We start from the raw sequence: 13,937 nt of genomic DNA on the forward strand, positions 1-13,937 counted from the left end.
GGCGGCGGCCGTGGTGGGCGGCGTCTACGGCATCGCCGGCACGATCGCGCACAGCGTGGCGTGGGGGCCGATCCCCGTCGGCCTGATCGTCGCCGCGATCGCGTGCGCGTCGATCCTCATCGCGGTGCGCGCACTCACGCACGACAGGGGAGCAGCGGTGGCTGCGGGTCTCGGCATGATCGGGATGCTGGTGCTGATCTCGGGTGTCGGCCCCGGGGCTCCGTCGTCGTGCCCGACTCGCTCAGCGGACAGGTCTGGACCTATCTCGTCGCCGGGATCGTGCTGCTCGTGATCGCGTGGCCGTCGTTCTCACGGCCTCCCGTGCGCACCGAGGCGCCCGCCGCGCAGGAACCCGAGCCGCACGAGTCGTAGACTGGAGCGGTGACGTATGTGATCGCCCTCCCGTGCGTCGATGTCAAGGATCGCGCCTGCATCGACGAGTGCCCCGTTGACTGCATCTACGAGGGGGAACGCTCGCTGTACATCCACCCCGACGAATGCGTAGACTGCGGCGCCTGCGAACCCGTGTGCCCCGTCGAGGCGATCTACTACGAAGACGACCTGCCCGACGAGTGGCAGGACTACTACAAGGCCAACGTCGAGTTCTTCGACGAGATCGGCTCGCCCGGCGGAGCCGCCAAGGTCGGCGTCTACGCGTTCGACCACCCGATCATCGCCGCGCTCCCGCCCCAGGGCGAGTAGGCGCGTCCTGTGAGCGTCCGCGACCTCGCCGACTACCCGTGGGATGCCGTCGTCCCGTTCCGCGAGCGCGCAGCGCAGCATCCCGACGGCCTCGTCGACCTGTCCGTCGGTTCGCCGGTGGACCCGACGCCGGAGATCATCCGGCAGGCCCTCGCCGACGCGACCGACGCGCACGCCTACCCTCAGACCGTCGGGACGCCGAGTCTTCGCGAGGCGATCGTCGACTGGTACGCGCGGCGCAGGGGGTGCTCGACCTCACGGTCGACAACGTGCTGCCCACGATCGGCTCCAAGGAACTCGTCGCGCTGCTGCCGACGCTGCTCGGACTCGGCGACGGCGATATCGTCGTGCACCCGAGCGTGGCGTACCCGACCTACGAGGTCGGCGCCCGCGTCGTGGGAGCGACCACGTTCCCGTCCGACGATCCGGCGGAGTGGCCGGAGGGCACGGCGCTGATCTGGATCAACACCCCGGGAACCCGGACGGGCGCACCTGGACGGTCGAGGAACTCGCCGCAGCTGTGCGCCGCGCCCGTGAGCTCGGCGCCGTGCTCGCCAGCGATGAGTGTTACGCGGAGCTGGGCTGGGACGGCCCCTGGGCGACCGAGCCGATCCCCTCCATCCTCGACCCGCGGGTCACCGGGGCAGCCGCGCGAACCTGCTCAGCGTCTACTCCCTGAGCAAGCAGTCGAACCTCGCGGGGTATCGCGCCGCGTTCGTCGCGGGCTGCGCCCGCATCGCCGGTGACCTCCTCACGGCTCGCAAACATCTCGGGCTCATGCCGCCCGCACCGGTGCAGCACGCCATGGCCGTCGCGCTCGGAGACGACGACCACGTCGCCGTGCAGAAGGAGCTCTACCGCGCGCGGCGTGACGCGCTGCGTCCCGCACTGGAATCCGCCGGCTTCCGCATCGACGGATCGGAAGCGGGGCTGTACCTCTGGGCGACCGAAGGCCGCGACGCCTGGGAGTCGATGGGTCGGCTCGCCGATCTCGGCATCCTCGCCGGGCCGGGACCTTTCTACGGGGCGAGTTCCGCCCAGCACGTGCGCCTGGCTCTCACGGCCCCGACGGATCGGGTCATCGAGGCTGCGCGCCGACTCGCGAGCGCGTCTCTGTAGGTTCTCACCTCACACCCGGCATCTGTTTGGCGGATGTCACAGTAGGCCTGTGTGCCTACTAGGCTGTAAAGGCGATTCGGTCGTGACCCGACCTGGTGCACAGCGCCGTGAGATCGCCAGTTCCGACTTGATCACGATCTTGTCCGATGTCGCCGCGACGAGCGGGGCCCGGACACCAGGAGGAGGTCCGCGTGAGCGCTGCGGCAGACCAGACGGCGAAGCTGACGATCGGCGACACGACCGCCGAATTCCCGCTACTGCGCGGCACGGCCGGGCACGACAGCATCGACTTCTCGACGTTGACGCGGCAGACGGGGTACACCGGCCTCGACTACGGGTTCGTGAACACCGCCTCCACCAAGTCGGAGATCACGTTCATCGACGGCGACAAGGGCATCCTGCGCTATCGCGGATATCCGATCGAGCAGCTGGCGGGTTCCACGAGCTACCTCGAAGTCGCCTGGCTCCTGATCTACGGCGAACTGCCGTCGGCCTCCGAGCTCGCCGAGTTCGACGAGAAGATCCGCCGCCACACGCTGCTGCACGAAGACCTCAAGCGGTTCTTCTCGGCGTTGCCGCACACGGCGCACCCCATGTCGGTGCTGTCGTCCGCTGTCGCGGCGCTCTCGACCTACTACGAGGGCCAGACCGACCCGCACAACCCCGAGCACGTCGAGCTCAACATGGTGCGCATGCTCGCCAAGCTGCCTGTGATCGCGGCCTACGCGCACAAGAAGAGCGTCGGCCAGGCCTTCCTCTACCCCGACAACTCGCTGAGCTTCGTGGACAACTTCCTGAAGCTCAACTTCGGCGTGCACAGCGAGGAGTACGAGGTCAACCCGGTGATGTCGAAGGCTCTCGAGCTGCTGCTGATCCTCCACGAGGACCACGAGCAGAACGCCTCGACCTCGACCGTCCGCCTGGTGGGTTCGACCGGAGCGAACCAGTTCGCGTCGATCTCGGCCGGCATCCAGGCCCTCTCCGGCCCGTTGCACGGTGGCGCGAACGAGGCCGTGCTCACCATGCTCGGTCAGATCCGCGACTCCGGCCAGAGCGTCTCGCGCTTCGTCGAGCGGGTGAAGAACAAGGAAGAGGGCGTGAAGCTGATGGGCTTCGGGCACCGGGTCTACAAGAACTACGACCCGCGCGCCAAGCTCGTCAAGGATGCCGCCGACGAGGTGCTCTCCTCGCTCGGCGTGACCGATCCGCTCCTCGACCTCGCGAAGGAGCTCGAGGAGCTCGCGCTCGCAGACGACTATTTCCGCGAGCGTCGCCTGTACCCGAACGTCGACTTCTACACGGGCGTCATCTACAAGGCGATGGGCTTCCCGACCCGCATGTTCACCGTGCTGTTCGCGATCGGCCGTCTGCCCGGCTGGCTCGCACAGTGGCGCGAACTGCAGCTCGACCCGCAGACCAAGATCGGTCGCCCTCAGCAGCTCTACACGGGATCGCCCGAGCGGTCGTTCCCCGCTCGCTGAGCGCAGAACCGAAAGCGCCCCCTCCGCCGAAGTGGAGGGGGCGCTTTCGATGTGGTGGGGTCAGCGACCCTGTGAGCCGCGGCCGCCGCCCTGACGGGACTGGCCGCCCTGGCGGGACTGGCCGCTCTGCGTGGAGTAGCTGCCGCCCTGACCTGCGCCGTTGGAGCGGGGACGGCGACGACGACGCGACGGCGGGTTGGCCGCACCGTTCTTCTCGCCACCGGCAGGACGCTGCTTCGACGACTGCCGCTGCTGCTGCTGCGGCGCCTGCACGGGGGCCGGGCGCACGTGCGGTGCGCGCTCCGGCACCAGAGCCGTGATCGTCGCCGAGGTCACGTCCTCCAGGGGAGCGGTGATCGCGGCCTTGCGGAGAAGGTCCTTGACGTCGCGGCGCTGCTCGGGCAGCACGACGGTCACGACCGTACCGGCGGCACCGGCGCGCGCCGTGCGTCCGGAGCGGTGCAGGTACGCCTTGTGCTCGACGGGCGGATCGACGTGGACGACGAGGTCGACGTTGTCGACGTGCACACCGCGAGCGGCGACATCCGTCGCGACCAGCACGCGCACGCCGCCGTCTTCCGGGGCAGCGGAGAAGGCGCCGAGGTTGCGCTCACGAGCGTTCTGCGACAGGTTGCCGTGCAGGTCGACGGCGGGGATGCCGGCGGCGGTCAGCTGCTTCGCGAGCTTCTTGGCCTGGTGCTTGGTGCGGGTGAAGAGGATGCGACGACCGGTTCCCGACGCGAGGTCGCGCACGAGGGCGGTCTTGTTGTCGGTGGAGTCGACGACCAGCACTCGGTGCGTCATCTCGCCGACGGGCACGCTCTCCTCGTCGACCTCGTGGCTGACGGCGTTCGAGAGGAAGCGGCGGGCGAGGGTGTCGATGCCGCGGTCGAGTGTGGCGCTGAACAGCAGGCGCTGGCCACCGGCCGGAGTGGCCGTGAGGATGCGCGTGACACCGGGGAGGAAGCCGAGGTCGGCCATGTGATCGGCCTCGTCGAGCACGGTGACCTCGATCGCGCTGAGACGCACGACCTGCTGCTTCATGAGGTCTTCGAGACGACCGGGGCAGGCCACGACGATGTCGACGCCGCCGCGCAGCGCCTGCTCCTGCGGACGCTGGCTGACACCGCCGAAGACGGTCGTGACGCGCAGGCCGGCGGCTTCGGCGAGGGAGCGATGGTCGCGGCGATCTGCGTCGCGAGCTCACGGGTCGGCGCGAGGACGAGCCCGCGCGGGAGGCCGGCGCGGCGCTGACCGCCGGAGGCGGCGAGACGTGCCACGAGGGGGAGGGCGAAGGCGATGGTCTTGCCGCTGCCGGTGCGGCCGCGACCGAGGAGGTCACGACCGGCGAGGGAGTCGGGAAGGGTGTCGCGCTGGATGGCGAACGCCTCGGTCTTGCCGGAGGCGGCGAGAACAGCGGCGAGCTCGGCGGGAACGCCGAGTTCAAGGAAAGTAGACATGCAGAAACTCCGTCAGCGCACGAATGAACGGCGCGAGATAAGGGGTGAGGTGGGCGACGGCGCAGGAGGTGCGCATCGGTTCGCCGTTCGAAAGGCCAGCTCATGCTGGTTATGGGAGCAGTTCCGCTCGCTTCGGTCCTCGGAGACCCCGTGACGACGACGATATTGCGAGACCGGCGGTCTGTGCAACGACAACAGTCTACCAGTGCGGACGGGTCGGAGCCTGCATGCGCCCATGCAGCGCGAGTCGACCGATCCGCCGCGAGGGTGTCGACGACTCCCTCACCTGCTCCGCTCAGGCGTGCAGAGCCTCGTTCAGCGTCACTCCGACGCCGGCCCGGCGCACGGCCTCGACGGCACCGCTGAGGGAGTTGCGGCGGAACAGCAGCCCATCCTGGCCGGAGAGCTCAGCGCCCTTCACCGTCCGCCGTCCGCCGTCCGCTGTCACAGGGCCGTCGACCAGCACGATCTTCGTCCCCGCCGTCACGTAGAGGCCCGCTTCGACGACGCAGTCGTCGCCCAGGGAGATGCCGATACCCGCGTTCGCGCCCAGCAGGGTGCGCGCGCCGATCGAGACACGGTGGGTGCCCCCGCCGGAGAGCGTGCCCATGATCGAGGAACCACCGCCGATGTCGCTGCCGTCGCCGACGACCACCCCTGCGAGATGCGACCTTCGACCATGGAGGCCCCCAGCGTCCCGGCGTTGAAGTTCACGAAACCTTCGTGCATCACCGTCGTCCCGGGGGAGAGGTGGGCCCCGAGGCGCACACGGGAGGCATCCGCGATCCGGACACCGCTCGGCTGCACGTAGTCGGTCAGCCGGGGGAACTTGTCGAGTCCCTGCACCTGGATGCCGGCGCGCTGGAGGTGTGCGCGCAGACGCGCCGCGTCCGCAGGGAGCACAGGGCCCGCATTCGTCCAGGCGACGTTCGGCAGGTGTCCGAAGATGCCGTCGAGGTTGAGGTCGTTGGGGCGCACCACGAGGTGCGAGAGCGCATGAAGGCGGAGATACGCGTCGGCTGTCGAGGTCGGGGCGGCGTCGAGGTCGATCTCGAGCTGAACGAGCTCGACGCTGACGTTGCGGCGGTCATCACGTCCGACGAGGGGTTCCAGTGCGGCGACGGCGGCGTCGTCGGCGGCCGCGCGGCCGGTGCGCACCTCCGGATACCAGGCGTCGAGAACCGTGCCGTCTCCGGCGATCGTGGTCAGTCCGATACCCCATACCGTGCGCGCGTCGCTCATCCCTCAACGCTAGCGCGCTCCGCTCCGTGCGACGTCACTCATGACGAGGTAAGTAGGCTTGACGCATGGTGCTCGATCTGACCGCGTCCTCCGTCGACCTCACCCGTGCGATCTGCGACATCCCGAGCGTCTCCGGCGAGGAGAAGACGCTGGCCGACGCGATCGAGCAGGCGGTCGCCCCCCTCGCGCATCTCGAGGTGATCCGGCACGGCAACACGATCGTCGCCCGCACGAACCTCGGACGCGCACAGCGTGTCGCCATCGCCGGACATATCGACACCGTGCCGATCAACGAGAACCTGCCGACGCGAGACGTCGAGATCGAGGGCGTCCCCCACCTCTGGGGACGCGGCACCGTCGACATGAAGGCCGGCACCGCGGTGCAGCTCAAGCTCGCGGCGGAGCTCGTCGACCCGGCCGTCGACATCACCTGGATGTGGTACGACAACGAGGAGGTCGAAGCCACCAAGAACGGGCTCGGACTCCTCGCAGCCGTCCGGCCCGACCTGTTCCAGGCGGACTTCGCCATCCTCGGGGAGCCCTCCAACGGCGAAGTCGAAGGCGGATGCAACGGCACGATGCGAGCCATCGTGCGCACGACAGGGGTGCGCGCGCACAGCGCCCGCGCGTGGATCGGGGAGAACGCCATCCATCGCGCCGCGCCGATCCTGACCCGTCTCGCGGAGTACCGGGCCAGGGAGGTGCTCGTCGAAGGGTTGCTGTATCGCGAGAGCCTGAGCGCGGTGCGCATCGCGGGTGGCGTCGCCGGCAATGTCATCCCCGACGCCTGCGAGGTCGAGGTCAACTATCGCTTCGCTCCGAGCAAGTCCGCTGCCGACGCGGAAGCGCACCTGCGCGGGGTGCTGGCGGGCTTCGACGTCGAGATCACGGATGCCGCAGAAGGTGCCCGCCCCGGACTCGATGCGGAGATCGCGAAGCAGTTCGTCGCCGCCGTCGGCGCGGAGCCGCGTCCGAAGTACGGCTGGACCGATGTCGCCCGGTTCTCCGCGCTCGGCATCCCCGCAGTGAACTACGGCCCCGGTGACCCGCATCTCGCTCACCACGACGAGGAGCGGGTGCCGCTCGCGCAGATCGACGCCGTGGAGCGGGGCCTGCGCGCATGGCTCACCTCGCACTGAGCGCAGCCCGCCGCTGGGCGCAGTCACCCCTGGCTCTGCGCATCGCCGTCGTGTACCTCGCGGCGCGCGTCGTGACGACGCTGTTCCTCGTGCTCGCCGCATCGCTGTCGACCTCGTTCTCGCGGTTCGGGGCAGACCCGGGACTCGCGGACTTCGTGCTCGGCTGGGACGCGCAGTGGTACTGGCTCGTCGCCGAGAACGGGTACCCGAGCGAGCTCCCGCTGACCGATTCCGGCGAGGTCGCCGAGAACGCCTGGGCCTTCATGCCGGTGTTCGCATACGCCGCGAAGGCCGTCGGGTTCGTGTTCGGCTCGTGGGGAGCGGGTGCGCTCCTGATCTCGCTCGTGGCCGGGTACTTCGCCTGCCTCGCCCTGCACCGGCTGCTGCGGGATCGCGTCGGCGCTTCCGCGGCGCTGTGGGCGGTGGTCTTCTTCGCGGCGGGACCCCTCGGGGCGATGTTCCAGGTCGGCTACGCGGAGACCCTGTTCCTGCTGCTGCTGTTCCTCGCGCTCGATGCGACGACCAGACGCCACTACGCCCGGTTGTACCTCTTCATTCCGGTGATGGCATTCACGCGCCCCGGCATCCTGGCGTTCGCGCTCTTCCTCGGGCTGCACGGGATCACCCGCTGGATCCGCCGCAGGGAGGATCCGCTGTCCGGCCGTGAGATCGCACACATCATCGCGCTGGGTGCGCTGGCGACGACGGCCGGTTTCGCCTGGCAGGTCATCGCGGGCGTCGTGACCGGCGATCCCGGCGCCTACCTCGCGACCGAACTCGCCTGGCGTCGACACTGGATCGTCGGCGGCGTCGACGGGTTCGTGCCGTTCGAGGGCTGGGTGCAGGCCTCGCAGTTCTGGTTCGGACTCTGGGGTCTGCCCTCATGGTGGGGGCCGATCGCGCTCGCGCTCTCGGTCGTCGCTGCCGGAGCGGCACTCCTGTACTCGCCGCAGGTGCGGGCTCTCGGAAGCGATCTGCGCCTCTGGAGCGCCAGCTACCTGCTGTACCTGCTGGCCGTGTTCTTCCCGCAGTCGAGCACGTTCCGGCTGCTGCTGCCTCTCAGCCCGCTCTGGGGCGCCGTCGCGGTACCTCGATCACGTGCGTGGAGGATCGGGGTCCTGGCGCTCTGTCTCCTCGGCCAGTGGTTCTGGATCTCTCACGTGTATGCGCACGGGAGCACGTTCTGGCAGGTGCCGTGACACCGTTCTGCGACCCCAATGTTGCTCGGTGACCTCCAGGTCCCGATGACACCCGATAAACTCGTTCCATACCACCGGAGGAAAGGGAGCCACGATGGCAGCGATGAAGCCGAGGACCGGAGACGGACCTATGGAGGCCGTGAAAGAAGGACGACTCATCATCGTGCGCGTTCCACTCGAAGGCGGCGGCCGTCTGGTCGTCTCCGTGAACGACGCCGAGGCCAAGGAACTCCACGACGTGCTCGCCGCCGTCGTGGCGCCGGCCTGATCGACCAGGGGTCCGCATCCGCGGATCCGAAAGGGCGGGGGATCCTCGGATCCCCCGCCCTTCGTCGATTCCCGGAACCCGGGGGCGCTCGGGTCAGTCCCGATCGGCCAGACGGATCAGTTGAAGGAGTCCCTCGCCGGCAGGCGACACGGTCGCGAGCACCGCAGACGACTCCTGCGTCTCCTGCACGAGCGACCGGTATGCGGACGTGACCTCGTCGCGTTGCACCGGGTCGGCGACGCGTCCTCCGGCGAGGATGCGCGGGACGAGGACCATTCCGCCCGCGCGGGCGAGACGCAGCCCGTGCTCGACGTACTCGATGATGTGCTCGGGGTCGGCGTCCACCAGCACGATGTCGTACGACGCCTCGTTCATGCGCGGGAGCACGTCCATGGCGCGACCCGTGATGAAGCGCACGCGTGTGGACGGCACCTTCGCATCGGAGAACGCCTGACGTGCGGCGGCGAGATGCTCCGGTTCGTTGTCGATCGACGTCAGAACGGCCTGCGGGGCGCCTCGCATCAGCCAGAGCCCTGAGACGCCGGCGCCGGTGCCGATCTCGACGACGGATCGAGCGCCCGTGGCTGCGGCGAGCACCGCGATCTGCGAGCCGACCACCGCGCTGACGGGTGCTGCTCCCAGTTCGACCGCGTGCGCTCTGGCGCGGGCGATCGAGTCCGGTTCCACGATGGATTCGCGAAGGAAACGCGCGTTCGCGTCGTGCTCGCTCATGGCCTGTTCTCCCTGCCTGCCCTGATGATTCCTCCCAGCGTATTCGCTCGGCGCGCGCGGGGAACGCAGGCGCGGCGGTAGCCTGTAGAGATGACGTTCGGGCTCACCTTCGAGAAGCTGCTGCTGATCGGCCTCATCGCGGTCCTCATCATCGGCCCTGAGCGTCTCCCGCGGGCCGCGGAGAGCTTCTCCCGCATGGTCCGCAAGGCCGGCGAGTACCTCCGCGACACCAAGAGCCGGATGCGTCAGGAGATGGGCCCGGAGATCGACGACGTCGATTGGCGCAAGCTCGACCCTCGTCAGTACGACCCGCGCCGGATCATCCGCGATGCGCTGTTCGAGGAACCGCAGACGCCGACACCGACGCAGGCGCGCCAGACCATCGCGGAGCCGGTCGCTCCCCGCGCGATTCCTCAGGAGTTCAGCGCGACCAATCGTCCGCCGTTCGACCCCGAAGCCACGTGAGGGGAGCGCGGCTCGCGCATCGCGATGCCGTGGCGTTCGGATTCTCCGCCTTCTGCGGATGCGTCGGCGCGCTGATCTGGGTGCTGTGGGTGCTGCCGGTGGCCGCATCCGTCGGCGATGCGCACCCCGAGCCCCTCGGGTCGGCCGTCTCGGTCGACCTCGATGCCGGTGAACGCGTCGGCATCTGGGGCAGCGGGATCTCCGCGATGCTGGGTACGATGCAGTGCACGGCGACGGGACCCGATGCCGCGGAGGCGCCGCAGTACGGCGGACCGTCCCTGTCGTGGGACGACACGCTCTGGTGGATGACGCCGAAGCCCGGCTTCGAGCAGAGCACGCAGTTCACCTCCGCTGAGGCGGGTACGTACACGGTGATCTGCGATGATTCCCTCGACACGTACGACGGCGAATTCCTGGTCGCCGGTGACGCCTTCGGGCGCGGCTCCATCGGCCTCGGACGCACCGGCGGGAGCGACTTCGCCGTCGGCACGCTGCTCGCTTTCGGCGCCGTCTTCTGCCCGCTGATCGTCGTGCTGCTCCCCGCAGTCATCCTCATCCGGCGACTGGTCACGCGTGCCAGGGTGTCGCGCACGCAGGGAGGCGATCCGGGCGCGGCCGCTGTTCGCTGACCGCTGCCTAGGAGATCCGGGAGCGCAGCGCGGCGATGTCTTCGTCCGTGAGCAGAGCACGGGGATCGCCGTGGCCACGGAGGCCCCGCGTACCTTGAGCAGCACGGCATCCTTGCCCACCCGCATGTTCTGGAACGTGGCATACGCGATGTCCGAGCGGCGGTCTCCGCTGCCCAGCTTCAGCGCGTCGTCGTCCACCGTGACCCACACGACCGTCTCGACGGGCATGGCGGTGCGGACGGCACGTCGCGCGGTGGCTACCGACATCACGACCGCGTAGGCGGCGAGGCCGAGGACGATCGTCGGCATCCAGCCCGCACCGAATGGCGGCTCCTGTCCGGGAGCGCGCGGCGTGCTCTGATTCAGGATGCTGAGCGTCAACGCGCCGGCGAGGGCGACCCACATGACGATGGCGACGGGGCGGGTGAGCGAGTAGATCGCCGCGTCGCGCGCCATCCGACGCAGCAGGCTCTCGTCGACCGTCAGGGAACGGGGAGGCATCGTCTCATCCTTCCACGCGCGCTCAGCCGATCGACATCGGCAGCGAGCGGCCGGAGAGGCCACGACCCTGCCGGGCGAGGGAGCGGGCGAGATCGCGGATCGTCGTGGCCGCCGCGTCGGATGTCTCGGCCGCGACGATCGGGATCCCGGCATCGCCGCCTTCACGGAGCGCGGGACTCAGCGGGATGGATGCGAGCAACGGCACCGGGGCTCCCGGTTCGGAGAGCGCGTCGGCGACGGCGGCACCTCCACCGGAGCCGAACAGATCGATCACCGTGCCGTCGGGGAGCGTGTACGCCCCATGTTCTCGATGACCCCGATCACACGTTGACCCGTCTGCCGGGCGACGAGACCGCTGCGGATCGCGACCTCGGCGGCCGCCGTCTGCGGCGTGGTGACCACGAGCACCTCCGCGTGCGGCAGCAGCTGGCCGATCGAGATCGCGATGTCACCCGTGCCGGGCGGCATGTCGATGAGGAGGACGTCGAGGTCGCCGAAGAAGACATCGGTGAGGAACTGCTGCACGGTGCGGTGGAGCATCGGTCCGCGCCATGCCACGACCGACTCGCCGTCGCGCAGGAACATCCCGATCGAGATCGTCTTGACGCCGTGCGCGACCGGCGACAGCATCAGGTCGTCGATGCGCGTCGGCTGCGTACCGGCCGGGATTCCCAGCAGACCGGGGATCGAGAACCCGTGCACGTCGGCATCCACGAGACCGACGGCGAGACCCTGATCGGCCAGGGCGACGGCCAGGTTTGCGGTGACGGTCGACTTGCCGACGCCGCCCTTGCCGCTCGAGACGAGGATCACCCGCGTGAGCGAGTCGGGGCCGAAGGGCATCTGCCGAGGCGGCCTGCCGTCGCGGAGCTTCTCGGTGAGCGCCTTGCGTTCGGCCGGGGTCATCACACCCACCTCGACATCGACGGCGGCGATACCGGGGACGGACGCCGCCGCCTGCCGCACATCCGACTCGATGCGCGCCGCAGCGGGGCAGCCGACGATCGTGAGGACGATGCCGACGTGGGCTCTGTCGCCGTCGACGGAGATCTCCCGCACCATGTCGAGGTCGCCGATGGGGCGCCGCAGCTCGGGATCCGTCACGGCGGAGACGGCTGCACGGACGCGGTCGGACTCCGTCACGAGTCCGCGTCCGGCCGAGGAGTGTCCGACGTCTCCTCGAGTTCCGCGAGAAGGGCCTTCAACTCCTGCCGCAGCACGTCGCGGGTGACGATCTGCGAATTGCGCTCCTCGAGCGACATCCGCAGAGCGACGATCTCGCGAGCGAGGTACTCGGTGTCGGCCAGGTTGCGCTCTGCGCGCTGGCGGTCCTGCTCGATCTGCACGCGGTCGCGGTCGTCCTGCCGGTTCTGCGCGAGCAGGATCAACGGTGCGGCATAGGACGCCTGCAGAGACAGCATGAGCGTCAACGCCGTGAACCCGAGGGCGGCGTCGTCGAAGCGCACGCTCTCCGGCATGAGCGTGTTCCACACGATCCAGACCACGCAGAACAGGCTGAGGATGAGCAGGAAAGCAGGTGTGCCCATCGCCCGAGCGACCCACTCCGTGAACCTGCCGAACCGGTCTCGTGAGGTCGTGCGAGGACGGGTGGTGCTGCGGCCCGGTGCATCGAGACGGGGAGAGCGAGCCATCAGCGTGTCTCTTTCGCCGTCGACGGAGCGTCATCGCTGTCGTGGGATCGCCAGTCGTCGGGGAGCAGGTAGTCGAGCACATCGTCGATGCTGATGGCCCCGACGAGGCGGTGCGCCGCGTCGATCACGGGCAGCGAGACGAGGTCGTAGCTGGCCAGCATTCGCGCGACCTCGGCGGCGGATGCCGTCACCGGCACGGGTTCCAGGCTGTCGTCGAGGATGGCCCCGAGACGCTCGTGCGGCGGATAGCGCAGCATCCGCTGGAAGTGTACCAGCCCGAGCAGGCGTCCGGTCGGGGTCTCGAACGGGGAAGGGTCACGAAGACCGCGGCGGCCAGCGCGGGATGCAGCTCGTGCCGCCGGATCAGTGCCAGAGCCTCGGCGACCGTGGCGTCGGCGGACAGGATGATCGGCTCTGGAGTCATCAGACCGCCCGCGGTGTCGGGCCCGTAGCGCAGCAGCATCCTGACGTCTTCGGCCTCCTCCGGCTCCATGAGCTCCAGAAGCTGCTCCAGACGGTCCGGTGCCAGCTGAGCGAGCAGGTCGGCCGCGTCGTCGGGCTCCATCTGATCGAGGATGTCGGCGGCGCGCTCATCTCCCAGACGATCGAGGATGTGCACCTGCTCGTCTTCCGGCATCTCTTCGAGGGCATCGGCGAGGCGGTCGTCCGAGAGCTCTTCGGCGACCTCGATCATGCGCTGCTGGGGGAGATCGAGGAGCGTGTTGGCGAGGTCGGCCGCGTGCAGCTCCGAGTAGGACGCGATGAGCTGCTCGGCCGACTGGGACTCGCCGGGCGCACGCTCCTCGGCGACCTCGCTCCAGGCCGCGAAGGTCGTGGGGCCCTTCGCGAACGGCGAGGCGCTGGTCTTCGGACGGCGGAGGAAGAGCTGGCTGATCGCCCACTCGCCGAGGCGGTTCGGCTCGATCGCGATGTCTTCGATGACGGCGGTTCCGCTGCCGTCGGCGAAGCTGACCCGCCGTCCCAGCATCTCTGCGAGCACACGCACCTCACCGGCGCGGGGAGAGAAGCGCCGCACGTTGATCAGCCCCGTCGTGATGACCTGTCCGGAGCGGATCGAGGTGACCCGGCCGATCGAGAGGAACACATGTCGTCGCCCGGGGATCTCGACGACGAGGCCGATCACACGGGGCGCCGCGGTACTTCGATACACGACGACGACATCCCGGACCTTGCCGAGCCGGTCGCCGACGGGGTCGAAGACGGCGCACCCGGCCAGGCGCGCGGCGAAAACCCGTTGTGTGCTCACTTCTCCAGAGTAGTCGGCGGCTTCGTCCTGCGGCGGATGGCCGCGCTTCGGGCCGTCCATCGGCACGCGTGGAAGAATAGC

Annotated in this window: 10 protein-coding genes and 5 pseudogenes; 9 read left to right on the forward strand and 6 right to left on the reverse strand. The window is 69.2% G+C overall.

The features are described from left to right. The first annotated feature begins 381 nt into the window (after window positions 1-381). From fdxA to G4G29_RS07225, 3 genes and pseudogenes are all read left to right on the forward strand, one after another. A complete protein-coding gene (fdxA, locus tag G4G29_RS07215; protein ID WP_021199610.1) occupies window positions 382-702 on the forward strand; it encodes a ferredoxin in 321 nt (106 codons plus the stop codon). Between the two features lie 9 nt (window positions 703-711). After that, a pseudogene (gene dapC, locus G4G29_RS07220) lies at window positions 712-1,821 on the forward strand (succinyldiaminopimelate transaminase). A gap of 191 nt (window positions 1,822-2,012) precedes the next feature. Further along, on the forward strand, window positions 2,013-3,302 hold the full coding sequence (locus G4G29_RS07225) for a citrate synthase (RefSeq protein WP_183152318.1): 1,290 nt from the start codon (window positions 2,013-2,015) through the stop codon (window positions 3,300-3,302). Between the two features lie 60 nt (window positions 3,303-3,362). On the opposite strand, the pseudogene G4G29_RS07230 reads toward G4G29_RS07225, so the two are convergent. Both G4G29_RS07230 and dapD read right to left on the reverse strand, forming a co-directional pair. Continuing rightward, window positions 3,363-4,762 (reverse strand): annotated as a pseudogene (locus tag G4G29_RS07230) (DEAD/DEAH box helicase). A gap of 295 nt (window positions 4,763-5,057) precedes the next feature. Beyond that, window positions 5,058-6,004, reverse strand: a pseudogene (gene dapD, locus G4G29_RS07235) (2,3,4,5-tetrahydropyridine-2,6-dicarboxylate N-succinyltransferase). Window positions 6,005-6,069: 65 nt separating this feature from the next. Between dapD and dapE the strand changes: the two are divergent. From dapE to G4G29_RS07250, 3 genes are all read left to right on the forward strand, one after another. Next, entirely contained in the window at window positions 6,070-7,143 is a 1,074-nt protein-coding gene (gene dapE / locus G4G29_RS07240; RefSeq protein WP_183152319.1) for a succinyl-diaminopimelate desuccinylase, read from the forward strand. Further along, window positions 7,125-8,342 (forward strand): hypothetical protein, encoded by a 1,218-nt coding sequence (locus G4G29_RS07245; RefSeq protein ID WP_183152320.1) that lies wholly within the window; start codon window positions 7,125-7,127, stop codon window positions 8,340-8,342. The genes dapE and G4G29_RS07245 overlap by 19 nt, the downstream gene beginning before the upstream one ends. 94 nt (window positions 8,343-8,436) lie before the next feature. Beyond that, on the forward strand, window positions 8,437-8,610 hold the full coding sequence (locus G4G29_RS07250; protein ID WP_017203323.1) for a DUF3117 domain-containing protein: 174 nt from the start codon (window positions 8,437-8,439) through the stop codon (window positions 8,608-8,610). A gap of 93 nt (window positions 8,611-8,703) precedes the next feature. Here G4G29_RS07250 and G4G29_RS07255 read toward each other — a convergent pair whose 3' ends face one another. Further along, window positions 8,704-9,342: a class I SAM-dependent methyltransferase gene (locus G4G29_RS07255; RefSeq protein ID WP_183152321.1), complete on the reverse strand. Its 639-nt coding sequence runs from the start codon at window positions 9,340-9,342 to the stop codon at window positions 8,704-8,706. A 90-nt stretch (window positions 9,343-9,432) separates the two neighbouring features. On the opposite strand from G4G29_RS07255, the gene G4G29_RS07260 reads away from it, so the two are divergent. The 3 genes from G4G29_RS07260 (at window position 9,433) to G4G29_RS07270 (ending at window position 10,716) form a co-directional block, all read left to right on the forward strand. Continuing rightward, window positions 9,433-9,807, forward strand: a complete 375-nt coding sequence (locus G4G29_RS07260) for a twin-arginine translocase TatA/TatE family subunit (RefSeq protein ID WP_183152322.1) — start codon at window positions 9,433-9,435, stop codon at window positions 9,805-9,807. Continuing rightward, window positions 9,804-10,436 carry a hypothetical protein gene (locus G4G29_RS07265; protein WP_210274251.1) on the forward strand — a complete coding sequence of 211 codons (633 nt, stop codon included), beginning with the start codon at window positions 9,804-9,806 and terminating at the stop codon, window positions 10,434-10,436. The genes G4G29_RS07260 and G4G29_RS07265 overlap by 4 nt, the downstream gene beginning before the upstream one ends. A 70-nt stretch (window positions 10,437-10,506) precedes the next feature. After that, window positions 10,507-10,716 (forward strand): hypothetical protein, encoded by a 210-nt coding sequence (locus G4G29_RS07270; protein ID WP_183152324.1) that lies wholly within the window; start codon window positions 10,507-10,509, stop codon window positions 10,714-10,716. A gap of 243 nt (window positions 10,717-10,959) precedes the next feature. Here G4G29_RS07270 and G4G29_RS07275 read toward each other — a convergent pair. The 3 genes and pseudogenes from G4G29_RS07275 to G4G29_RS07285 all read right to left on the reverse strand — a co-directional run bounded on the left by G4G29_RS07275 (window position 10,960) and on the right by G4G29_RS07285 (window position 13,856). Next, window positions 10,960-12,080 (reverse strand): annotated as a pseudogene (locus G4G29_RS07275) (Mrp/NBP35 family ATP-binding protein). After that, complete coding sequence (locus tag G4G29_RS07280) at window positions 12,077-12,589, reverse strand: DUF1003 domain-containing protein (protein WP_183152325.1); 513 nt, start codon at window positions 12,587-12,589, stop codon at window positions 12,077-12,079. Before G4G29_RS07280 ends, G4G29_RS07275 begins: the two are co-directional and overlap by 4 nt. Then, window positions 12,589-13,856: pseudogene (locus G4G29_RS07285) on the reverse strand (CBS domain-containing protein). The gene G4G29_RS07280 and the pseudogene G4G29_RS07285 overlap by 1 nt, the downstream one beginning before the upstream one ends. Window positions 13,857-13,937: the final 81 nt, after the last annotated feature.

It is taken from the genome of Microbacterium sp. Se63.02b (assembly GCF_014171575.1).
In the GTDB taxonomy this organism is placed as follows: Bacteria; Actinomycetota; Actinomycetes; order Actinomycetales; family Microbacteriaceae; genus Microbacterium.